This is a genomic window from Qipengyuania pacifica (assembly GCF_019857205.1).
Classification (GTDB): domain Bacteria; phylum Pseudomonadota; class Alphaproteobacteria; order Sphingomonadales; family Sphingomonadaceae; genus Qipengyuania; species Qipengyuania pacifica.
In genome coordinates this window covers 524,524-547,712 of sequence record NZ_JAHWXO010000001.1, presented here as the reverse complement: position 1 = coordinate 547,712, position 23,189 = coordinate 524,524, and the positions used below count along the sequence as shown (strand labels likewise).

The following is a 23,189-nucleotide window of genomic DNA, read 5'->3' as shown; positions in this document are numbered from 1 at the left end:
AGGAACGAGGGACTTTGCATGACGCAGGCGCTGCGGGAAAAACCGCGCCAGAATTTCGCCGGGCTGTGGAATATCAGTTTTGGGTTTTTCGGCATCCAGATCGGCTTCGCACTACAGAATTCGAACATGAGCCGTGTCTTCCAGACGCTGGGATCGAGCATCGACGACCTGCCCGCATTGTGGGTGGCGGCACCGCTTACCGGCCTGCTCGTGCAGCCGATCATCGGCCACCTTTCGGACCGCACCTGGAATCGCCTCGGGCGCCGCCGCCCCTATTTCCTCACCGGGGCCGTGCTGTCCGCCATCGCGCTCTTCCTGATGCCGTTGAGTCCCGCCTTCGGCGCGCCGCTGCTATTCGCCGCAGCGATGCTCTGGATGCTCGATGCGTCGCTCAATATCTCGATGGAGCCATTCCGCGCCTTTGTCGGCGACATGCTGCATGCCGATCAGCATGCCGCCGGCTATGCGGTGCAGACAGCCTTTATCGGCGCAGGTGCCGTGGTGGGATCGATCTTCCCCTGGCTTCTCGAACAGGCCGGCGTCAGCAATGTAGCACCGGAAGGAGGTATCCCGGATACGGTAAAGTGGAGCTTCTGGGGCGGCAGCCTCGCGCTTTTCTCGGCGGTCATGTGGACCATCGTCACGACGAAGGAATACAGTCCGGACGAACAGGCGGCTTTTGCAGGCGGACAGGACGATACGCTTACGCAGCCGGTCCGCGCCCTTTCCAGCAAGAGCTATGTCGGCAGCACCCTCTGGGTGGTTGCAGGTCTGCTTGCGGTCCTCGCCGTCGACGCTCTCGGGCTCGAGAAAGAAGTCCTTTTACTCGGCGCATTGCTGGTTGCCTACGGCTTTCTGAGCGCAATCGGGATCACACTCGCCAAGCGGGGCCGGACAGCCAACATGCTTTCCAGCATCGTCGGCGACTTTTCGGGCATGCCCGAAGTCATGAAACGCCTGGCGCTGGTGCAATTCTTCAGCTGGTCGGCGCTTTTCATCATGTGGATCAACACCACGCCGATCGTCACGCAATACGTCTTCGGCAGCACCAATACCGCGAGCGTCGCCTACAACGAGGGCGCAAACTGGGTGAACGTGCTCTTCACGGTCTACAACGGCGTTGCCGCCATCGCCGCCCTTGCGCTTCTACCCGCGATGAGCCGCCGCCTCGGCCAGGTCATGACCCATTCAATTTGCCTGACGCTTGGCGCTGCGGGCTTTCTGATGTTCTTCTTCGTGCGCGATGCCGGGGCATTGCTGCTGGCGGAGGTGGGCATCGGCATCGCGTGGGCCAGCATCCTGGCCATGCCCTACGCCATTCTCGCCAGCAACCTTCCGCAGGCAAAGCTCGGCATATTCATGGGCCTGTTCAACGTGTTCGTCGTTGTCCCGCAACTGCTGGTTGCGACCGTCATGGGCAGTATCATGCAGGCGTACTTTCCGGGCGAGCCGGTGTGGACCATGCTGTTCGCTGCGGCGAGCTGGCTGATTGCGGCGCTTGCCATGCAGCGCGTGCAAGCCGCAATTCCTTCGGAGCGATCCCATGTATAAGCTTTTGGCTGCCGCCGCGGCGCTAGCCGTTCTTGCAAGCGGGATAGACGCGCGCGCCGGCGCTCCCCTGCCGACCGGTTGGGAAGCCCGAGACAAGGTAACGCTGGCGCATCCCGAATGGGCCCGCAGCGCGGTGCTCTACCAAATCAATACCCGCCAGTTCACAGCCGAAGGAACTTTCGCCGCTGCCATGCAGGAACTGCCGCGCCTCAAGGAACTGGGCGTCGATATTCTCTGGCTCATGCCGATCCACCCGATCGGCGCGGAACACCGCAAGGGCACCCTTGGCAGCCCCTATTCGGTTCAGGACTATTACGCAGTGAACCCCGAATTCGGTACCGAGGAGGACTTTCGCGCCTTCGTCGATGCCGCACATGCACAGGGCTTCAAGGTGATCCTCGATCTCGTCGCGAACCACACCGCCTGGGATAACGAACTCGCGAAGCAGCATCCCGACTGGTACGAGAAAGACTGGAAGGGCGACTTCCGCCCGACCCCCTGGTGGGACTGGTCCGACATCATCGACCTCGACTGGTCCAAGCCCGGCGTGCGCGAACATGTTGGCGGGGCCATGGAATATTGGGTCCGCGAGTTTGGCGTCGACGGATATCGCGCCGACGTGGCAGGTTACGTCCCGCTCGATTTCTGGGAGACCGCGCGGGCGCGGCTCGACGCGATCAAGCCAGTCTTCATGCTTGGCGAGGTGCAGCAGGCCGCCTTTCACTACGCCGCCTTCGATGCGACCTATGCCTGGGACTGGCACAACACGTCGAAGAACGTCGCGAAGGGCAAGGGCAATGCGACCAGCTTCTACGGCTATTATGCCGAAAACGAGAGCCTGTGGCCGCGCCAAGCCATGCGCATGTCCTATATCGAGAACCACGACAGCAACGCTTGGGAAGGCACGACGGAGGAGAATTACGGGGCCGCACTCGATGCGATGACCGTGCTTTCCTTCACCGGCGAAGGCCTGCCGCTGATCCATAACGGAATGGAGGCCTGCAACTCGAAGAGGCTCAAATTCTTCGAACGCGATCCCATCGACTGGGGTCGAGGCGGAGATTGTCCCTATGGCGATCTGCTCAAGAACCTGATTGCCTTCCGCAAGGCCAATCCGGCGCTCGCCAACGGTCAATGGGGCGCACGCATGCACAAGCTGGAGACAGATCGTCCCGAGCAGATATTCGCATGGGTCCGGACGGCGGGCGAAAACCGGGTCGTCGCCTTCTTCAACTTCGGCGATAAGCCGGTGACGGTCACGCCCACAAGCGCGCTTGCCGATGGGACTTATGAGCGGTTCGGCACTCCCGAGCGAGTAGTCCTACGAGAAGGGCAAGAGCTTCACCTGCCGGGTTGGGGCTATCTGCTCTTGGCCCGCAATAGAAAACACGATCGGTCGGCCCCCATCGGATCCGCTTCTAGTGATACTCGGCGGTAGAAGAACGGGCCGCTCGTTCCTGTCCGATAGTGAATATGCCACCTGAGTTGCCGTCCGATCGGCAGTGATTACCGTATCGTCTAAAGCTGCTGCTTGCTTAATGGCCGGTTTCTCTGTGACAGACGCCAAAAGCGGACCGACAGCAAACGGCCCAAGAGCCGTCGCTCGCCATCTAAACCTTCGACCGCCGGTATCCTGCAGCGATCGCGTCCGTTTCGGAACAGAAAATCTCGCCTGGCCTGATCTGTTCGTAATACTGCATACCGGGAACGTGATAGTTCCAATCACCGCGCCTATTGCGGTTCCCCTTGATATCGCATGCAGACGATGAGTGGTTCTTCGTTCTCCGCGCTGGCGTCACGCGCTCAAATTCCGCATCGCCATATCACAACTTCGGCAAATGCCTACTGTTCAACACGGAAGTTGATTGTCACGATATCGCTGTATTTTCCTGCTGCAGCGCCCGGTTGCTGGTCGACCATTACCCTGAGCGGAAGATCAAGGCCGCGCTCGCCGCCAGTGCCGATGGCTACCTGATCGCTCCCATTACTCAAATCAAGCCGACGATTGCCAATGGACATCCGATAAGGGATCGGCCGGGCTCCGAATTGATGCGCCAGAAAACCAAGATTGTCAGAACTTATACGCGCTTGAACGGGAGCGTTGCTACTGAGCACAAAATCTAATTCGCTGGTTGCACCTGTTTCGAGGTTACCAAGATCAACACTGAGGTCGCGTCGACCCACGCCAGCCTGCAAGTTTTCCACTTTCAATGCTGATGCGACTGGCACCGTGATCGGCAATGCTTCCTGAACGCTCAATTCCGGCGCTGCCATATCATCACGGAACAGCTTGAGTATCGCCTGCCCGCTATATGTTCCACCCGGAACAAACTGTTCTGGTGGAATTGAAAGATAGATCATGAACTGCTGGGCGGAAGGTCCTTCAGCGAAAGTCCCATGCAGACGGCTCAGCTGATTTCCGAACAGGTCCGGCGACAGGATCGACGGTCCATTAGGATCACGCAACAGATCGTAGATCAGCGCGTATCCCTGCCGATCCAACCTTCCCTCACCACCGCCGTTCTGCCCGGTAGCGGTCAAAAAGAAATCACATGCACGTCCTTCGTGGCGGACCGTTATCAAGGCTACTTCAAAAGAAAGTGATGGGTCGAAAACTTCGTATCCCCGCCCGTACGGACCTCGCCAATCTACCGCGTTGTCGACCTCCAACGAGAGATAACATTCTGCCGTATCCAAAAGCTGTGGCATGATCGGGCCATCCTGCGCCCAAACCGGCATCGTACTCAAACTCATCGCCAGCCCGACCCCAAGTCGCGTACTTTGTTTCTTGATCATCCTCAGTCTCCTGTCATGGTGTCAGCGTTCGCCAGTGCGATGAGCTCATTGAACCTGACAATCCCTATGGCTTCCTCAGGCAAGACGATCTGCGCTTCGAAAATTTCGCCTTCGATCGTGAAGACAAGCAGATATGTTTCGCCAGCTTCGAGCCCCTCCACGAAGAAACGGCCTGTTCGATTGGTGAAGACGGGCGGAAACTCTTCATCCGACGCGCGATCTGCACGGCGGACGGTGCCGCTTGCAAACGCAAGCGGGGCACCATCAGGAAGTTGAAGCGATCCCACAGCCGCCGCGTTGGCACCGCTCCCGACCACGAGCTTGTGACCCGTTCGGTAGCCAGGCCGAACGGAGAAGACCGTACCCCCGAGCGACGTTCCGACCGGTGCACCAGGAGCTTCGACTTGGATCGACCGATCAAAATAGGGAGTTAGCGTCGGGACGACCGCGGGACCCAGCAAACCGCTATAAGCATTGTAGGATTTTTCAGTTCCCCCAAAACTGACCCTCGGTTCGACCGCAAGCCTATAGTCACCAGCCTCAGAATTTAAGCCGACGATCGCGAAGCTGTTCGATACAGGGCGGCCGATTGCGAACGTCCCATCGGCCATGACGAGGGCTGTTCCGAAGCTGAGGCTAGATCGGAGATCTCGCCTGCCACCGGCGCCCTGTCCACGGCTTGCATCGACACTCGCCTCGAATCGATTGCCCAAATATGTGGCACGAGCGAATTGACGATTGAAATCATCACGCCGTTCGATCCCAGCGGCGTAGCCTAGCGAACCGACACCAACTGCACCCAACCGAGTGTAATCCAATCGCGCCGCATTGTCCCGAGTTGAATAATTGCCGGTCACTGCTCCCCGGCCAATCGGAACCGATAGCGACAAACGAACGACCACAGCATCCTCGTCGTTTGCGGATCTCAGATACTCGCCACTCAGCCCCACGTTCCCGAAATCGAATTGGCGTGAAATCGACGCACCAGCGAAGGTTCTCGATCCGATTTCCTCACCGCTTTCGTACCCGCCGAAAATTTGAGCGCGCAAGCTTCGGCCGAAGGCTTGGCCGGCGCGCGCCTGCGCCGAGAAACTGACTAAAGAACCGCCAAATAACTGGTTAAGGGTTCGATAGTCTTCGCCGGTAAGGATCACTTGTGCATCAATCGAACGACCTCGGTCTGGATCGACATCGCGCCAGCTATACTGAAGACTTGCGCGCCCGGTATGCGGGCCGGGTTCCCGAATATTCGTGGCGACATTCAGCAAAAACGATCCGAACGGTGAGGCCCACGTTGCCTCGGCACCAATTGTGTCGAAGTATCTATCGCCTTCCCAATTAATGCCTGCCGTAAATGTCGGGGTGATCCCACGGCGATAGTACCCGAGAACGTTGTAATTCCCGTTATCGTAAACCCTGGCACCGTCGTTATCGCGATAAGGTAGACCAACGTTAATGGCAAAATCGGACAAACCCGGTTCAAGAAGGTCGATGTCGGTGAAAGCTGAGAAATACAATGTTTCGACTCGCCCATCGATATATCGGACGCGAAGCTCGAGTTCGTTGGCTGCAGAGGGTACAAGCGGAAAATCCCGAAGATTGTAACGCCCTGGATCAAGCGCGAGCGTTTTCGACGGAACGCCGTTGACCAGTATCTCCACGCGGGCGGGCGCGGAGAGTTCGAACCCGCGTTCGGAAACGGGTCTGATCTGCCGATAGGGGTTTATCGGAAATTCCCTGTAAGCCGCGAGACCGGCCATTCGTGGTGTATCCTGAAGTGGTCGTCTACCGACGCTCAAATCACCCGCTTCGAAGCGGATCAGTTCATCGATCCAGTCGTAGGTCAGCCGGATGTCGCGCCGCGACCAGGCGCGATTACGCGTCTCGTCATAGATAAACTGCCCTTCAAGGGCGAAACCCTTTATGTTTATCGCAGCATCGATTACCGCGCCGAAACCGTGCAGTCCCGTGTCGAGCGTATTGCTGTCGAAAATGTAATCGACACCTCCACGCACGGACAGAAGCGCAGAGAAATCGGCCGGCTGAACAAGCTTGCTCGCGCCTCTCCTTCCAGCTGTTCGCAGCAAGAGTTCGCGAACGGTGCGTTGCCCCGGCGGAATGCTGATCCGTAGTGCCAATTGAGCCGGATCGAATTCGATGCTTAGTCCCAATTCGCGAAGCTGGTCGAACGAGACGACCGGATCATCCACCATACTTCGCAACTTTTCCCGCGTTTCCCCTATCGTAATCGGGGAAAGGACCTGTCCCACGAAGTCGCTCGATATAGAGCCTCCGTTAGTCTGCGGGTCGATCCGGTAATCTCCGACGTATACTGTATCGATCACGACGGCGTAGTCGCCTGCCGCCACAGCGGGACGATCTCGCCCGAACACCTGACGAAAAAGTGCGTCCGTGTCCTGTGCCGCCGGCTCTTGGGGGGGCGGCTCAGGCAACACTTCGTCGTCTCGTTCGCCGGGAACTTCAGGCGGTGTAGCCGGCACGCTTGAGGGAGCGACGTTTTGCGCCATTACCTTGTCTGGAGCGCAAACGAACGCCGCGATCAGCGCCGCCGTGATCGCCAGTCTCGATACAGAGACCGGAACAGTCATAGATCTTCCCCCCCGAAGATCCCTAGCTCAACACGAAATACTCGGTAGTTAACGTCCCGCTCACGGCGCCGCTGCCAAGCCCTTCCGGTACGGGAAGCCGAATCTTCCGCATGTTGCCAGCAAGGATATTGAGCCCATTCAATTCGACCAGCGATTTGCCGGTAAGGCTAACCATGGAACCGTCGGCGGCGCGCAGCTCCAGAACAGGTTTGTCTAGTATCGCGCGCATCGTCCCTTCGGACGAAATCCCTACCTCGAGCATCTCAGTGCCATCTTCGCTCATGACCCTTTCGACCGAAGCCAGACGAGCGGATGGTTCTGCGCCTGGCGGAATCACATAAAGCGCGGCTTCATAACGATATTGCACCTTTACCTCGCCGTTGATCCCCGTTCCGTTGGCGCCTTTCGCAAGATCAATCGGCAATTGTTCGGTGACGATGCGATAAGTGAGTTCCCTCTGTGGGCTGGGATCTCCGATCCATTGCACCTTAAAACTCTGGCTGGCCCCAGCAGCGATGATCATCTGGGGCGGACCAACGATAAGATCATCCTCCTCTAGGGTCAGTGTGTCTGACCCGTCTGCATTTTGTTCACGCCTGAATGCGCTTATTTCGATGGCGATCGGAACGCTGTGCGAATTGGTGATGATCATAGTCGCGCTGGACCCGGAACCGGACGGCCTCAGCTCGATGACGATCGGTCGCAGTTCATATGCCTTAAGGGGTTTGGTCGGGGTCATTAGGAAACTGACGGCCAACACAATCGCAAGGAAACGGGTCAGAAAGCTCATAGGTCACCATGGTGGGCTATGGATTAAAAAGACGGAAAAGCCGGGAGGGATCACTCCCTCCCGCCAATTCCTTGCATTTGTCGAGCGGACTTAGAAGTTCGCAGCGAGGCGAATGGTAAGTGTGTCCTCATAGTTTCCGGCAACCGCATACTCGTTGAGGCTGTCGAAGCTCAGATCGAGATTGCCGGTACGCACGCCACCGTTGGTCGCGATGTTTTCCCAGTCATTGTTGGTCACGATCACGACCGGCGCGGTCTTCATTGAGGCTGAGTTGGTCGACGTCTGGTTGAAGATGCCAAGGAAGCCCGCAGCTTCGACGTCGTAGTCGATCAAAACCGAGCTCTGTGTATGCTGCATACCGCCGTTCAACGATTGCAGCGAAACCGTATAAGGCGAATTGCAGGAATAAGCGATCGCCAGAAAGCCCTGGTTGCCGGTCTCGAGCATGTTGACGTCATAAGAGCCATTGCCTTCGGGAAGCAGTTCGCAATTGCTATCGACAGAGCCGCTGAGAGCGATCGCATACTCTTCCGCGTCCGGAGTTACGGACTGGGCATGCGCGGCGCTTGCGAACAGAAACGGAGTGGCGACGATAGCTGCGGCTTTTAAAATAGTCTTCATGATGGTCTCCAATCAATGGTCAGAGTCAGTGTCCGGAGACATCGGCCATCACTCGTCATTCCATCCTTTCGAGATGATCCGCATTCAGGTTGTGACGAGTGAGGCTGCCCCCTCATCCAATGCTAGGCGGATCTTTCGAACGTTCGATCACCCAGGAGTAAAGCGCTCCCGCGCATCGGAAGAAAATATCTACTCAAATGATCAAGAAAGGGCGCGGTAGGGGCTCAGCGCCGCTCTAAAGAGCGTTTGTAGTCGGAAAATTCGTGGGAAGCCGCAATTTCGGATAATTAAACTCGTTGTCGAGATCCGCGTTGGTTTGCGAATCATCGCTTTATACATTAGTCAATTTCCAACGGGTTGATTCGGGGGAACAAGAGCACAAAGTGCCATTCCCAGTAGTACTGGCTCGTTCAGATCGATTTAGATCGATCCTGGGAGGGAATCATGGAAGGCGTATTGCGCCTCGTGTTCGTTTGTCACGGCGGACTGCTGCGTGAAACTATCGCGGCGGGCTTCAGCTCGAGCGATTTCAACATCGTTGGTAGCGATCAGGATCTCAAGTCGCTGTCGCTCTCACTCGCGGGTGAGGCTGATGTCGGTATCTACGTCTGGCACGGTGGTGACGATGACTGGGCTCGATCAGAGGCCGAACGCCTCAGCGATCTTGACGTGCAAAGCTGGGTTATCTTGTGCGAAGACCGGCAAAACCCGCTCCTAACCGCTCTACTCCATGGAGACCGCAAAGTTTGCGCTGCTCCCCTCGATATCTCGCGCGAGGACCTAATGCGTCTTGTCAAACTGTCGATGTCTAATCATCGCTTGCTTGTCGGCGGGCTATGCGGAGCCGTTGCCGCGCCGGCACACCGACCGTTCACCGGCAAAAAACTCGATGATCGCCAGTGGCGGTTATTGCGCTTCTTATCGGAAGGCATGTCGAACAAAGAAATTGCCCGGATCGAGAACTGTTCTGAAGGCAATGTTAAGGTTTGGATACGTGCACTTCTAGATCGGCTCGGAGTGTCAAACCGCACGCAGGCGGCCGTGCTCGCCGCACGCGCCGGCCTTTATTATCGACCGGAAGAAAAAGACTACCATGGCCCCGATCGCCGAGCGAGAACGAGATGCATGAGTAGAACTTCGTCTCACATATTTATTAAGATCGGAAAGGAGCCGGGTGCTCATCATTCTAAATTGAACAGCACATCTTTGGCATCTTACTAACGCCGTTCTACAAGCAATCGCTTTTTGGCTGCGCGACGCGCAGCGAAGACGAGGACTGGCTGTTCGCAGGAAGGCGGAGGACGTCGTTCAGCGATGACGAAGAGGTTGAGCTTGGTACTGCCGACAATGCGCCGTGGTTGCTGGCCGAAACGCTCCGGTGTGCTGGCGTGGTTTACGAAGAAGGACCAAACTGGGGCCCTCATGTTGTCACAGATCGCCTCTCGGGACAGAATCCGGCTTTAGCCGAGGCTGTGATCAAGGCATTGGCTTGAATATGCCCGGTCGGCCCTCAATGCGGCTGGCCGGGTCACCGCCTCTTAAATGTCGTGCTTCTTAGAAGGAGCATCATCGAACAGCCCAGGGTCATCTTGCGTTACGTGACCCGTGGTCCAGTATTAGACTTTGCCGAGGTCCGCTTTCGTTGTTGTGCGGCCATCTTCTGCCAGTCTGATTTCGGCCCAATTCCAGTCATTTAACTAGGGATCCCCGCAATGGCAGCTTTTGGGCCGCAAGCCGACTGTCTGGTCTTATTAGGGATATGTCAAAAAGTGGAGAGTATCACTCCGGCGAGAGGGGATATAGTAGCGGTATACCACCGCGACGAAGTGGAAGCTGATTTGAATTAGGCGTGACAACATGAACGAGACAATTCACCTTTTTTGGGTTTTCTCGATCGATAGTTGCAGGTTAAATGGGTCCAGTTTCGGCTTAATTGCCTCCAAAAGTACATTAGACGCCAGTCTTCGTGGTTCGGCTTAGATTGAGCTAAACACAGCCAGGGCATGCGGCAGCAATGAAGTCGCCTCAAAAAGGGCCGGGAAAAGCGTCATTGCCTATCCCGGCCCTTTTTATGCGGAAAATTCCCGGGCGGTTATTTCCGAACCGTTGCCGACGCATCGGTTCGTGGCGGAAATTCGCCGATGCGTGTTCCTGCGCAAACGGATCGGGCCAGCTCCCACCCGCAGGCACCCTCCACATAGCAGGTATTTCCCCCCAATCGCGTCGCAGTCTCCAGTTTGAAAGAAAACCGTCGCGAGCTTTTCACCTAGCTCTGGGAAAGGCCCCTCACACCGAGAACGAGGGGCTACATGAACATCAAATCGCTTTCCCACGCCGCACTGTTTTGCGCAGCATCGGCCATTCCCTTTCAGGCCCTTCAGGCCCAGGCACCGGCGCAACCGGACGACGAGGATGTCGCGCCTGCCGATAACCAGATCATCGTCACGGCACAGCTTATCGAACAGCGCGCACTCGACGTGCCGATTACCATTTCCGCGCTCACCGGCGATGCGATTGCGGAACTGGGTGTCACCGATCTCGACGAACTGTCGAACTATATTCCCGGGCTCAACATTCAGGAACAGAGCGCCAACAATCCGGGCATCGTGATCCGCGGGATCACATCCGACAGCGGGTCCGCACAGCAGGGACCCCGCGTCACGCTATATTACAACGGGGTCGATATCTCGCGCTCGCGCGGTTCCTATCAGGCGATCTACGATCTCGATCGTGTCGAAGTGATCAAGGGGCCGCAGGCGACGCTATTCGGCACCGCATCCGCCGTCGGCGCGATCAGCCTAGTCTCCGCACGGCCTCGCCCCGGCTACTCGGCCGAAGTGACCGGCGGCTACGGCAATTTCGACCAGACGCTGGTTTCTGGCTTCGTAAATGCCGGGTCCGATGTCGTCGCAGGCCGCATCGCCTTCGAATGGCGCACCCGCGATGGCTATGTCGAAAACCTGGCCCCCTCACAGCAAGAGGATCTTTACGCGCAAGACCAGTTCGGCGCGCGCGGTTCGCTCCGCTTCACGCCGAACGACCGTTTGACGGTCGACCTCATCGGCACATTCGACCGGCAAAGGCACGGCGGCACGCCGTTTATCTCGGATACTTTTGCCACTCCCGACGGGCCCGCGGATCCGTTCGGTCGCGCCTTCCTGGGCGGGTCCCCCTATTCGGAAGCCGCCCTGGGTGACAGCCAGCTCGGCCTCGACCGTGAAGTCTACGATGCGAATCTGACGGCGGAATACCTCATCGGTGACAGCCTGACCTTCACCACCGTCAACGGCTATCGCGAATTCGACAGCCATGAGGTGTTCGACGCCGATGGCGGCCCGGCACCGTTCCTGGAATTTGCGGAGATCGCAATGGGGCATCAGGTCAGCCATGAAGGCCGCTTCACCTATGTCGATCCGCGATGGCGCGCAGCCTTCGGCTGGAATTTCTTCACCGAGGACAATCTCCAGCGCGTGCCATTCTCGACCGAAGAGGGCACTTTCCTGCAGTGCCTCACCACGTCGCTGGGACTGGCTCCGGTTATTCCGGGTATCCCCTGCGTCGCCGCCGACGGCAGTGTGCCCGCGGCACAGGTTACCCAGCTCGCTACCGGCGGTGCCGCCACCGCAATCCCCTACAGTTCCGTGTTCGAAAACCAGGGCAACAATCAGAGCTATTCGCTCTTCGCCGATGCGACCTTCATTCCCACCACCTCGCTCGAACTGACTGCCGGCGCCCGTCTGCTGATCGAGCAGCGCCGTTCGGGCTTCGTTACGTCCGTGCCCAATTCGGTACTGACGGGCGCGCCGCTCATCCCTGGCCAGATCGATACCGGTGGCCGCACGTTCGAAGCCGAAGACAGTTTTTCCGCCGTGCTGCCGCGGTTCAATGCGCTCTACCGGATAACGCCCGACCTCAATGTCTTCGCAACGGTTTCGAAGGGCCGCCGCTCTCCGGTCGTATCACTTGGCGCACGCCGTGCCGGGACCGAGGTCCTGCCCAACATCAATGTCATCCCGCAGGAAGTGGTGTGGAACTACGAAGGTGGGATCAAGTTCGGTTCGCGCACCGTCTCCGGCTCGCTGGGTGTTTATTATCAGGATTACAGCAACTTCCAGACCACGCGCACGATCTCGGACCCGAACGATCCTTCTGGCCTGCCGCTCGGCACCACGGTCACGGAAAGCGTCGGCTCGGCCAGCAACCTTGGTGTCGAGGCGGAGATCAACATACGGCCCACCAGCTGGCTGAGCGTCTTCGCCAATGTCGGCTACATCGATGGCGGGATCGACGACGATCCGATCAACGGAACGGTCGCGGGCGATCGTTTCCGTCTGCAGCCCGAATGGCAGGCTGCCGGCGGTTTCACCGTCGATTACCCCGTCGCTCCGGGAGTACGGATCTTCGCAACGCCGTCGGTCACGCACCGTAGCCGCATTTTCTTCGAAGTGCCGAACAGCCTGCGTATCTCGCAGGAAGCCGTCACGCTCCTGAATGCGCGCGCCGGTGTCTCCTTTGCCGATGAAAGGTTCGAAATCGCTGGCTTCATCCGCAATGCCACGAACGAGCGCTATCTGCTCGATGCCGGCAATACCGGCGGGGCCTTCGGACGGCCGACCTTCATTCCTGCCGAGCCCCGCTTCTACGGTGTCCAGCTGACTGCGCGGATCGGGCGGTGAGCGGGGGGCTCGACCGGCGCACGGTTCTCGGTCTGCTCGGCGCATCGGGAGCCGCCGCACTACCCGTCGGCGTATCGGCTCAGGCAACCGGGCCTGTTCGTTTCGATCACGGGGTCGCCAGCGGCGACCCCGCCGCGGACGGGGCAGTGATCTGGACCCGCGCCAGTGTCGATGGCGCAGGCGATGTTCCCTTGCGCTGGAAAGTCCGTGAAACCGAAGGCGGGCCGGTCGTCCGCGAAGGCGAAACGATTGCACGCTTGGTTGCCGATCGCACGGCCAAGGTGGAGGTCGACGGTCTCGAACCGGGCCGGGAATACTGGTATGCCTTCCATGCCGCCGACGGCGCGCAGTCACCCTCCGGTCGCTTCCGCACCCTGCCCGTGGGTGCGGTGGACCAACTCGTCTTTGCGGTCGCTTCCTGCCAGTTGTACCCCGGCGGCTATTTCAACGCCTTTGCCGACATGGCACGAGCCGAGCGGCTCGACGCGGTCATTCATCTTGGCGACTATATCTACGAATATGGCGATGCCGGTTACGGCGCCGATATTGGCCGACGCCTAAATCGGCTTCCCGATCCGCCACATGAAACTGTGACGCTGGCAGACTATCGCTTGCGCCATGCACAGGCGAAATCCGACCCGGACATGCAGGTCGCCCACGCGCGTGCGGCTTTCATTTGTGTGTGGGACGATCACGAAATCACCAATGATGGCTGGCTGCACGGTGCGCAGAACCACCAGTCTGAAACCGAAGGCGACTGGGCAGGCCGCAAGGCGGTAGCGATGCAGGCCTATTTCGAATGGATGCCGATCCGCGATCCTTCGGCGGCGCGGGCAAAGGAAGCGATTTATCGCAGCTTCGAATTCGGCGATCTGGCAACGCTCGCCATGCTGGAAACACGCCTGCTGGTTCGCAGCGAGCAACTCGAATTCGCAGGCGATCCGGATGATGCAAATGCTTATGCCGCCTTCGCCGAGACGCTGGCGGACGAGACGCGTCAACTGATCGGGAACGAGCAGCGCGACTGGCTACGGAAGGCTCTTTCCACTTCGGTCGCGGCAGGCAAGCCATGGCAGGTGGTAGGAAACCAGGTGGTGATGGGCCGTGTCGCCGGTCCCGATCTGGAGGCAGGAATGGGCCCCGATCAGTATGCCGACCTGATTGCCAGCCTGCCGAGCGGACTTAACGATCGCATCGCGGCGGCGCAGGTGGGCTATCGCAAGGGCGTACCGTTCAATCTCGACAGTTGGGATGGCTACCCTGCCGCACGCGAGCGGCTCTATGCGACGTTCCGGGATGCAGGCTCCAGGCCGATTGTCCTCGCAGGCGACAGCCACGCGGGTTGGGCCAACCGCCTGCGCGGCGCTGACGGTGAGATAGTTGGCCTGGAGACCGGCTGCGCCGCGATCACCAGTCCCTCCTACGGATCCATCTTGCCCGGCATCGGGCGGTATATCGAGCAGGCTAATCCGGACACGATCTACTGCAATCAGGATGCAAAGGGATATACCTTGCTCACCCTGCGTCCGGGTTCGGCGCGAGTGGACTATCGAACGGTCTCCACTGTCACGGACAAGAGCTTCGAGGCGGGGATCGACGCGTCTTTCGAATGGAAGCGCGAGGATGAAACACCGGACTGGTCGGAAGTCTGAACGGAACGGGGGGGGGCCAGGGTTGCGACTACCCGCCGATTGCCGGTAAAGCCAGTAACTCTGCCGGATCTCACCTCTCGAGAGAGATCGAGATCCGGCGATTTCTTGGATCCGCGGGGTCGTCTGCGATCAGCGGTTCGGTATCGGCGACGCCTTCGATCCGGCGGAACCTGTTGAACGCTATTCCTTCGCGGATCAGCGTCTGCCGCGTGGCTTCGGCCCGTCCGGCGGAAAGCGACCAGTTGTTCACCCGGCTCGGGTCGCGATAGCGCAGTGCGTCGGTATGGCCGCGCACGGTTATCTTGCCGCCTTCGGGCGAGATTGCCTCGGCCACCACATCCAGCAAAGCGCGCGCATCTGAGGTCAGGACAGTCGTGCCGAGCGAGAACATCGAGAAATTGGCGTCGTCGACCAGATCGATCCTGATCCCAGTTGTGGTATCGATCATGCGTACCTGCCGCATCAGTCTTTTCAGCCGCTCTTCCTCGGCGATCGCGTCCGAAACACGTTCGCGAATGCGCTTGATCGTGGCAGCGCCTTCTTTCGGGCCGCCCGTCGCATCGCGCGGGACAGTGAGCGTCTTGGTGCCGGTCTGGCCCGCAGCATGCGGGTAGTTGTCGACATCGACCAGCGACGATCCGCCCAGCACGCCATCGGCGCCTGCGCTCTGTTCCTTGGTCTTGACGAGAGTGGGCGTGAAATAATCCGCCAGTCCCTTGCGCTGATCCTCTGTCGTTGCGCCCAACAGCCAAAGGAGCAGGAAAAAGGCCATCATCGCGGTAACGAAGTCGGCATAGGCGACTTTCCAGGCGCCGCCGTGATGGCCAGCGGCGACCACGGTTACCTTCTTGACGATGATCGGAACCGGGTCGTTGCGACCCGCCGGGGTGCTGGCCATCTTACCGGCCCCGCAGCGCGTCGAGCAGTTCGGTCAGGCCCGGCCGGACCGTATGGCCCAGACCCGAGCGGGCGCTTTCCACCACCAGCGGCTGCGGATGGCCATAGAGCGAGGCGATGATCACCTGCTTCACCGCGTGGAAAATCTGTTCGTCCTGCTCCAGCACCTGCTTCAGGCGTCCCGCGAGCGGACCGACGATGCCATAGGCCAGGAGAACCCCGAGGAACGTACCCACAAGGGCCGATCCGATCATGCCGCCCAGGATTTCCGGTGGCTTGTCGATCGAACCCATGGTTTTCACCACACCCAGGACGGCGGCCACGATCCCGAGTGCAGGCAATGCGTCGGCCAGCGACTGCAGCGTGTGCTGGGGTTCGTGAAGCTCGTGGAAATGCGTCTTCATGGCATTGTCCATGACTTCTTCCACCGCATGGGTTTCCAGCGTGCCGGACGATACAACCAGCAGGGTGAGCGTGTCGCAGATCAGTCCAATCAGCGGTTCGTTCTTGAGCAGGTTCGGATAGGCGCTGAAGATCGTCGAATCCTGCGGGTTTTCGACATGGCTTTCCAGCGCCACGGGGCCTTCGTTCTTGAGCAGCTTCATGCACTGCGCGGTCAGCGCGATGGCATCGATATGGTCCTGCTTGGTATGCTGCGGCCCCTTGAAGATGACCTTCATGGACCTGCCGATGGCCTTCAGCCCGTCCATGGAATTGCCGGCGACCAGCGCGCCGATCGCGGCGCCGCCGATGATCAGCATTTCGTGAGGCACGGCCTCCATGACGGGACCCAGCGCACCGCCCGTCAGCGCGAAGCCGCCGAAGACCATGACCAGCAGGATGACTATGCCGATTGCCGCAAACACTTTGAATTCCTGTCAAATAGGGCCGCGATCAGCGCAGCATCGAGAATAGGGAAAGGTTGGCGAGGCGAACGAAGCTCGCCTGGCTCGCTTCCAGAATGGTCAGGGTTTCCTGGAGCCGCGTCATGGTTACCGCGATATCCGCGCCGCCCACGTCGGCGCGTTCTTCGGCAATACGCTCTGCGTTGTTTTCGCGCCGATCCGACATTAGGTCGATCCAGTTGAGGCGAGAACCGACGACGGTCTGCGCGGTCGTTACCTTTTCGAGCCCGATGTCCAATTCTTCCAGCGCCGCAGAGCTGGCATCCATTGCCGTCTGCCCGCCGGTCGCGAGAGCCGCGGCCAGATTGCCCAGCACCGCAAACAGATCGGTCGGGCCATTCGCCGTCGTGAACTCGAATATTTCAGGTCCGGCAAGGCCGGGTTCGACCGACTGCCCCTCGCCGATCTCGAGCGGGGTAATGTCGGGCGTACCGACAAACTGGACGCCGGTGCCACTATCGACGTAGGCGTTACCGGCAGTCTGGCCGCCGAAGAGAGCATGGCCGGAAATATTCCGGCTGTTGGCGAGCACGACGAGATTTTCGCGCAGGCTGGCAACTTCGGTGGAGATCGCCGAGCGTTGCTCGTCGTTCAGCGTGCTGGAATTGGCCCGAACGGCCAGTTCGCGGACCCGAACAACTATATCGACGACCGAATCAAGCGTTTGATCCGCAAGCGAGAGGTCCGCTTCGGCAAGCTGCGAGTTGCGCGTATCGACATTGGCGATGCGCTCCGTACGGCTCAGCATGCGCAGCCGCGCTGCCGCCACGGGATCGTCCGACGAGCGTTCGAGCCGCTCCCCCGTACCGATCTGCTGCTGAAGCGTTTCCGCGCGAGCCCGCAAGCCGCCGATCTGGCGACTACTACGTTCGTAAAACGCGCCGGTGCTGAGATTGATCATCGGCCGATCCCCAGTAGAGTGTCGAATATGTCGCTCGCCGCCTGCATCGCGCGTCCCGAAGCTTGGAAAGCCTGCTGGAAACGGATCAGATTGGCGGCCTCGGTGTCGAGGTCCACGCCTGATTGCTGCTCGAGCGAGATGCGCGCGGAGGACGCGATGGTATCCAGCGCGCCCTGCGTGACCGTGCGACCAGCCACCTTGCTGGACACGTCGAAAAGAAGCCCGTTGAGTTGCTGTGCAGGGTTCAGGCTTGCCAGCGATTGGCGAAGGGCATTGAGATTGGAATCGTCGCGGCTTCCCGCGCCAGCACCGGTCGGTGCGGTCGCGAGGCCCTGACCTTGCGTCATGACGACCGTCAGCGTGCCTGCCGTCGTGCCGGAGAAGATAGGCTGACCTTGCGTACCGTCGAGCGCCACACCAGCCGCCTGGGCATTGTTCACCGTATCCGCGAGGCTGGCCGCGATCGTGTCGAGACGGCCGCGGACCGATGCCAGTTCGGTCAGCGCGAGCGAGGCTCCAGCAAGACTTCCCGACCCCGGACTGACCGGCTGACCGTTGACAGCGAAGCTGAGCGTTCCATCGGCAGCCACTGCAGAGGACAGGGTTTGCGATGTACCTCCTTGCACAAAGCTTTGCGTCGGATTGGCTCCGAGCGCGACGGCAACTGTCCCGTCGCTTTCGAAATTCGTGGTAATGGAAGTGAAGCCCGACAGCCGTTCCAGCAACTGATCGCGCTGGTCGAGCAAAGCAGCCCGATCGCTGCTGCCCGCACCTGCGCGCGTCAGTCGCAAGTTCACGCGAGCCAGTTCGCCGCCGATGACGTTGGCTTCGGATACCTGCGCGTCGGCTTCGAACCGCAGGCCCTCGCCCACTGCGTCGAAACTGGACGCCGTGATGTTGAACTTGCTTGCGAGCGTCGTCGCTTCGCCGATGACCGCAGCCCGCCGCGACGGGTCGACCGGATCGCCTGCAAGCTGCTGCAACGCTGCTTCGAATTCTACGATGGAGGAGAAGACACCCGACTGTTCGAGCGCGCTTTCCATATTGCGCAAACCCTTCAGTTCGGTGTTCGCGCGTTCCAGATCACCGGATGTGCGGCGAACTTCGCCCTGCAGGAAGGAATCCGCATTGCGGCGAATTTCCGCAATGCGCGAACCTGACAGCGAAATGTCGCCAATCCGGCCTGCTCCACCGGATGCAGAGACCTCCTCAATCCGCAAACTGCGGCGAACATAGCCATCGCTCGAAGCATTGGCGATGTTCTGCGCAGTGACGTCGAGTGCGCCGCGCGCTGCACGGGCACCGCTGACGGCGATTGAAAGAAGGTCAGAAGCCATCAGTTTTCACCCTTTGGAAGAAAGCGGGCAAGCTGCTTCTCGATGGCACTGGCAAAGCCAAGCTGGCCGGTCTGGGCGGTCAGCTCGGCAAAGCGCGCATCGCGCATTTCGCGGAATGTGCCTTCGCCCTCGCCGCCGAACAGATCGTTGCCCCCGAAATCGGTGCTACGCGCGCTCGAAAGCATCTGGCGGAGCAGGATTGCCTCGAACTGCTGTGCGGCTTCCCGCAATTCCTTGTTCAGGGGCGCCGCCTCGCGCTCGGAAAGCGGCCTGGCGCCGGCCACATTTATCGGAAAGCTCGTCATATGATCACCAGTTCCGCTGTAAGCGAACCCGCCTGCTTGAGACCTTCCAGGATCGCGACCAGATCGGCGGGGCTCGCACCCAAAGCGTTGAGCGCATCCACAACCTCGGCCAGCGAAGCACCCGGGCCGACGCGTGAGACGACGCTCTCTTTCTGGCTCGCCGTGATGGTGCTGCTGGGTTCAAGGGCAGTCTGACCGCGCGAGAACGGTGCGGGCTGGACCACCACAGGATCCTCGTCGATCCGGACCACCAGGCTTCCGTGGCTGATCGCGGCCGGGGCCAACCGTACGGCGCTGGAGATCACGATCGTGCCAGTGCGACTGTTGATTACGACTTTCGCAGCGCGTTCGGCGGGATCGACATCGAGCATTTCGATCTGCGCCATGATTTCCGCACGAGTATTTGCGCCCGGCGGCAACATCAGAGCCAGCGTCACGCCGTCTTCGACCTGCGCCATGCCGGGGTAAGCGCCGTTGATCGCATCGCGAACGCGCGAGATGGTCAGGAAGTCGGCATTGTAGAGGTTCCAGCGCAGCACTTCGGAAAAGTCGAAATTGCTGGCCACTGCCTGTTCGACTGTCGCGCCGTCGGCAATGCGGCCGACAGTCGGTACGTTGACGGTCAGCTTCGAGCCGTCCTTGCCGGAAACGCCTAGGCCGCCAACAGCCAGATTGCCCTGCGCCATAGCATATATCTGGCCGTCCGCACCATAAAGCGGCGTCATCACCAGCGCACCGCCGCGCAACGACTTGGCCCTACCCATGGTTGAAACGGTGACGTCGATGCGCTGACCAGGTTTGGCAAACGCAGGCAGATCAGCGGTTATGATGACGGCGGCCGCATTTTTGAGAGCTGGATTGACGCCGGGCGGCAATTGCAGCCCGAGACGACCCGACACGCCGCGCATGGCCTGCGTCGCATAGGCGAAATTGTCATCGCCCGAACCGTCCAGGCCAACAACTATACCGTAGCCGGTCAATTGGTTGGAGCGCACCGACTGGAATTGCCCAAGGTCGCGCACGCGTTCGGCCATAGCCGGAACCGGGAGCGCGGAGACCAGAGCTGCGAACAGAAAGATAAGGGGGCGGATCATGTTCGACATCCTCAGAAGGGCGAGATCACGCCGAAGAAGCGCGACAGCCAGCCTTCGCGGCTAGCGCGCTGCACGGATCCGGCACCCGAATAGGAAATGCGGGCATCTGCCACGCGGATCGATGGAATGCGGTTGTCCTGATCGATATCAGCCAGCCGGATGATGCCCGAAAGCTGGACCCACTCTTCGCCCTGGCTGAGTTGCATGACCTTTTCCCCACGTACCAGTGCCGTCCCGTTCGGGCGTACTTCCACGATCGAAACGGTAAGATCGGCCCGGATCGAACTCGCCTGAGAAGCATCGCCTGCCCCTTTGAACGACCCGCCACCCGAAGCATTAAGGTCGCTGCTATCGATTCCGGTCCAGCTGGGGAGCGAAAGTCCGAGGCTGCCGTCGCGCTTGGTCGACCCGCTGGTGGATTTCGACGTCTGCGTCCGTTCGACCAGTGCGATGGTGACAATGTCGCCCACCCGCGCCGCGCGATTGCCATAGTACAGGGGCGCATAACCATGACTGGCTTGATAAATGGCGCCATCCCGGTGCCGATCAGGCTCGACTTGCGGAGCTGGCGGCAGTGCGACTGCAAAGCCTTCGGGCCGGGCAGAACCGCCACCGCAACCAGCAAGGGCGAAAGCGAGTGGGACGAGACAGAGTGCGGATTTCATGGTGAAGATACTCAAAGGGTCTGATTGGCGTTGCGGAGCATTTCGTCCACGGCGGACACCATTTTCGAGCTGATCTCGTAGGCACGTTGACATTCGATCATCTCGACGAGTTCCTCGACGATGTTGACATTCGAAGATTCCAGCATGCCCTGTCGGACATTGCCACGGCCGTTCTCACCGCCCGGCGCCAGTTCGGCGGCACCGCTGGCTGCAGTTTCGACCAGGAAGTTGTCGCCGATGGCCTGAAGGCCCGAAGGGTTCGTAAAGCGGGCAACCTGGATCTGGCCCAGTTCGGCCGGCGCGGCTTCTCCGGGCAACGTTGCGGAGACGATACCGTCAGGTGAAACTGCGATCGCAGTAGCACCCTCTGGCACCGTGATGGCTGGCTGGACCGCATACCCCTGCTGGGTCACGAGTTGTCCTTCGGCGGAAAGCGTGAAATTCCCGGCTCGGGTATAGCTGATGCGGCCGCCCGGCATTTCGATCTGGAAATAGCCGTCGCCATCGAGCGCGAGGTCGAAAGCATTGCCTGTCGTATTAAGGGCGCCCTGTGTCATGATCTGGCTGGTGGACTGGACCGCCACACCGGTACCGAGGTTAAGACCGGTTGCATAAGCCGTTTCACCCGACGAACGCTGGCCGGCAACGCGGGCGTCCTGATAGGCGAGGGTCGCAAAGTTGGCACGGTCGCGCTTGAAGCCGGTGGTCCCGACGTTGGCGAGGTTGTTCGAAATGACGCGCATGCGCGCATCCTGGGCCTCGAGCCCGGTGCGGGCGACCTGCAGAGCTGAAGTGGGCATGATTGACTATCCTTTTGTCTGGTTAGCCGAGGCGCATGAGCTGCGCGCCGCTTTCGTCGATTTCACGTGCCGTCGCGATGACCTTGCTGCGCATGGCGAAAAGCCTTTGAGCATCGATCATTTCCACCAGCACTTCGGTGGTTTTAACGTTGGATTGTTCGAGCGCCCCGACCTGAACGGTCGCCGCTTCGTCGGTCGGCAGTATTCCGCCGCCTTCCACACGGAAGAGCCCGTCGAGCCCCTTGCTGATCGGCGAGCCTTGCCACGCTGCCAGCTTGATCCGGCCGACTTCGGCCGGCGGCTGATCGGGCGTTGCCGGATCCGCGATGGTTACCGTTCCATCCGGCGCAATGCCCGGAATTCCGACCGGCGGAATGGTGATCGGCCCGTTATCGCCAAGCACCGGACGGCCTTCGCCATTGACCAGCAGTCCAGTGGCCGAAATCGACATGTCACCGCGGCGGGTGTAGGCTTCGGTGCCATCCTCAGCCTGCACTGCCATGAGGGCATCGGTCGCCATCGCAATATCGAGATCGCGGCCCGTTTCGATGATTTCGCCGGCGACCATATCCGCACCGCGCACCCGTGCGACTTGCATCGCGCGGGCTTCGAGGGGCTGGCCTTCGATCGTGACGGCGCGTTGATCGAGCAGCTCCGCACGGAAACCGAGCGTATTGGCATTGGCCATGTTGCTCGCGATGACGCGCTGGCTGTCCATCGATGCCCGCATGCCCGAAAGCGCGGTGTGGATAAGGCGGTCCATGGCGATCAGGTCCGCAGGTTGATGACGGTCTGCGAGATCTGGGTGGCAGTATCGATTGCCTTGGCGTTCGCCTGGAAATTGCGCTGGGCGGTAATCAGCCCGACAAGTTCTTCCGCGATATCGACGTTCGAGCGTTCAAGAGCGCCCGACAAGAGCGAGCCATACGCTCCGGTTCCCGGCGACCCGTAGGCAGCCTGACCGGAAAGGCCAGTGCCTTCCCAGTTCGCGTCACCGACCTTTTTCAGTCCGGTAGGAGCGATAAAGGTGGCAAGTGCGACGGCACCGACTGGTTCGACCGAACCGTCAGCATAAGATGCCGACACCACGCCGACATCGTCGATTGTAACCCCGACGAATTCCGAACCGGCGGCGTTCTGTGGGGGGAGATTGGCATCGGCCAGCGTATTGCCAGTGACCTGGCCGTTGGCATCGACCGGGAACAGCTGGAGGCGGTTGCCGCTGTTGCTCACAATGTTGCCGTTTTCATTGAGCGTGAACGATCCGGCTCGCGTGTATAGCGTCGATCCGTCGGTGGCCGAACGGGTCGTGAAGAATCCGTCGCCCGTGATCGCGAGATCGAGAGCCGAGCCCGTCTGTTCCACCGGACCAAGCGCGAAGTTCTGCGTGATCGATTTCACCGACGCGCCGATACCCTGAATCATGCGCGGATTGGTCAGCGCCGAACCGGCGACGATTTCGGAGAATTCCGTACGGCTACGTTTGAACCCATAGGTTTCCGAGTTCGAAATATTGTGCGCGATGACCCCGAGCGAGGTCTGCGCATTTTTCATGCCGTTGAGCGAAGTATAGAAGGACATGGATTATCT

General features: G+C 59.9%; 20 protein-coding genes. 5 read left to right on the top strand and 15 right to left on the bottom strand.

Going from position 1 to position 23,189, the window contains the following annotated elements; all coding sequences use genetic code 11:
- Nucleotides 1-18 precede the first annotated feature (18 nt).
- A complete protein-coding gene (locus tag KYK83_RS02800; RefSeq protein ID WP_222827099.1) occupies nucleotides 19-1,551 on the top strand; it encodes an MFS transporter in 1,533 nt (510 codons plus the stop codon).
- Nucleotides 1,544-2,989, top strand: coding sequence for an alpha-amylase family glycosyl hydrolase (locus tag KYK83_RS02795; protein ID WP_222827098.1), 1,446 nt, complete (start codon nucleotides 1,544-1,546; stop codon nucleotides 2,987-2,989). Before KYK83_RS02800 ends, KYK83_RS02795 begins: the two co-directional genes overlap by 8 nt.
- A 172-nt stretch (nucleotides 2,990-3,161) precedes the next feature.
- On the opposite strand, the gene KYK83_RS17650 is transcribed toward KYK83_RS02795, so the two are convergent.
- The 5 genes from KYK83_RS17650 to KYK83_RS02775 form a co-directional block, all read right to left on the bottom strand.
- Nucleotides 3,162-3,350: a sunset domain-containing protein gene (locus tag KYK83_RS17650; RefSeq protein ID WP_488153863.1), complete on the bottom strand. Its 189-nt coding sequence runs from the start codon at nucleotides 3,348-3,350 to the stop codon at nucleotides 3,162-3,164.
- A gap of 43 nt (nucleotides 3,351-3,393) precedes the next feature.
- Nucleotides 3,394-4,347 (bottom strand): hypothetical protein, encoded by a 954-nt coding sequence (locus tag KYK83_RS02790; protein WP_222827097.1) that lies wholly within the window; start codon nucleotides 4,345-4,347, stop codon nucleotides 3,394-3,396.
- Nucleotides 4,348-4,349: 2 nt separating this feature from the next.
- Nucleotides 4,350-6,956 carry a fimbria/pilus outer membrane usher protein gene (locus KYK83_RS02785; RefSeq protein ID WP_222827096.1) on the bottom strand — a complete coding sequence of 869 codons (2,607 nt, stop codon included), beginning with the start codon at nucleotides 6,954-6,956 and terminating at the stop codon, nucleotides 4,350-4,352.
- A gap of 22 nt (nucleotides 6,957-6,978) precedes the next feature.
- Complete coding sequence (locus tag KYK83_RS02780) at nucleotides 6,979-7,746, bottom strand: fimbria/pilus periplasmic chaperone (protein WP_222827095.1); 768 nt, start codon at nucleotides 7,744-7,746, stop codon at nucleotides 6,979-6,981.
- Nucleotides 7,747-7,836: 90 nt separating this feature from the next.
- Complete coding sequence (locus tag KYK83_RS02775; RefSeq protein WP_222827094.1) at nucleotides 7,837-8,367, bottom strand: hypothetical protein; 531 nt, start codon at nucleotides 8,365-8,367, stop codon at nucleotides 7,837-7,839.
- Between the two features lie 444 nt (nucleotides 8,368-8,811).
- Between KYK83_RS02775 and KYK83_RS02770 the strand changes: the two genes are divergently transcribed.
- From KYK83_RS02770 to KYK83_RS02760, 3 genes are all read left to right on the top strand, one after another.
- Nucleotides 8,812-9,588 carry a helix-turn-helix transcriptional regulator gene (locus KYK83_RS02770; RefSeq protein ID WP_222827093.1) on the top strand — a complete coding sequence of 259 codons (777 nt, stop codon included), beginning with the start codon at nucleotides 8,812-8,814 and terminating at the stop codon, nucleotides 9,586-9,588.
- 1,088 nt (nucleotides 9,589-10,676) lie between these two features.
- Complete coding sequence (locus KYK83_RS02765) at nucleotides 10,677-13,043, top strand: TonB-dependent receptor (protein WP_222827092.1); 2,367 nt, start codon at nucleotides 10,677-10,679, stop codon at nucleotides 13,041-13,043.
- Complete coding sequence (locus KYK83_RS02760; protein WP_222827091.1) at nucleotides 13,040-14,695, top strand: alkaline phosphatase D family protein; 1,656 nt, start codon at nucleotides 13,040-13,042, stop codon at nucleotides 14,693-14,695. Before KYK83_RS02765 ends, KYK83_RS02760 begins: the two co-directional genes overlap by 4 nt.
- 70 nt (nucleotides 14,696-14,765) lie before the next feature.
- Here the strand turns inward: KYK83_RS02760 and KYK83_RS02755 are convergent, their stop codons facing one another.
- The 10 genes from KYK83_RS02755 to KYK83_RS02710 are packed head-to-tail and all read right to left on the bottom strand — an operon-like array spanning nucleotide 14,766 to nucleotide 23,180.
- Entirely contained in the window at nucleotides 14,766-15,593 is an 828-nt protein-coding gene (locus KYK83_RS02755; protein ID WP_196847069.1) for a flagellar motor protein MotB, read from the bottom strand.
- A 1-nt stretch (nucleotide 15,594) separates the two neighbouring features.
- A complete protein-coding gene (gene motA / locus KYK83_RS02750; RefSeq protein ID WP_103024058.1) occupies nucleotides 15,595-16,458 on the bottom strand; it encodes a flagellar motor stator protein MotA in 864 nt (287 codons plus the stop codon).
- A gap of 28 nt (nucleotides 16,459-16,486) precedes the next feature.
- Nucleotides 16,487-17,398 carry a flagellar hook-associated protein FlgL gene (gene flgL, locus KYK83_RS02745; RefSeq protein WP_222827090.1) on the bottom strand — a complete coding sequence of 304 codons (912 nt, stop codon included), beginning with the start codon at nucleotides 17,396-17,398 and terminating at the stop codon, nucleotides 16,487-16,489.
- Nucleotides 17,395-18,735, bottom strand: a complete 1,341-nt coding sequence (flgK, locus tag KYK83_RS02740) for a flagellar hook-associated protein FlgK (RefSeq protein WP_103024056.1) — start codon at nucleotides 18,733-18,735, stop codon at nucleotides 17,395-17,397. The genes flgL and flgK overlap by 4 nt, the downstream gene beginning before the upstream one ends.
- Complete coding sequence (locus KYK83_RS02735) at nucleotides 18,735-19,040, bottom strand: rod-binding protein (RefSeq protein ID WP_103024055.1); 306 nt, start codon at nucleotides 19,038-19,040, stop codon at nucleotides 18,735-18,737. The genes flgK and KYK83_RS02735 overlap by 1 nt, the downstream gene beginning before the upstream one ends.
- Nucleotides 19,037-20,134 carry a flagellar basal body P-ring protein FlgI gene (locus KYK83_RS02730; RefSeq protein ID WP_222827089.1) on the bottom strand — a complete coding sequence of 366 codons (1,098 nt, stop codon included), beginning with the start codon at nucleotides 20,132-20,134 and terminating at the stop codon, nucleotides 19,037-19,039. The genes KYK83_RS02735 and KYK83_RS02730 overlap by 4 nt, the downstream gene beginning before the upstream one ends.
- Nucleotides 20,135-20,145: 11 nt before the next feature.
- A complete protein-coding gene (locus KYK83_RS02725; RefSeq protein ID WP_103024121.1) occupies nucleotides 20,146-20,799 on the bottom strand; it encodes a flagellar basal body L-ring protein FlgH in 654 nt (217 codons plus the stop codon).
- Between the two features lie 11 nt (nucleotides 20,800-20,810).
- Nucleotides 20,811-21,599, bottom strand: a complete 789-nt coding sequence (gene flgG, locus KYK83_RS02720; protein ID WP_222827088.1) for a flagellar basal-body rod protein FlgG — start codon at nucleotides 21,597-21,599, stop codon at nucleotides 20,811-20,813.
- A 22-nt stretch (nucleotides 21,600-21,621) separates the two neighbouring features.
- Nucleotides 21,622-22,362, bottom strand: coding sequence for a flagellar basal body rod protein FlgF (locus KYK83_RS02715; protein WP_103024053.1), 741 nt, complete (start codon nucleotides 22,360-22,362; stop codon nucleotides 21,622-21,624).
- Nucleotides 22,363-22,367: 5 nt separating this feature from the next.
- Nucleotides 22,368-23,180, bottom strand: a complete 813-nt coding sequence (locus KYK83_RS02710) for a flagellar hook-basal body complex protein (RefSeq protein ID WP_222827087.1) — start codon at nucleotides 23,178-23,180, stop codon at nucleotides 22,368-22,370.
- Nucleotides 23,181-23,189 lie beyond the last annotated feature (9 nt).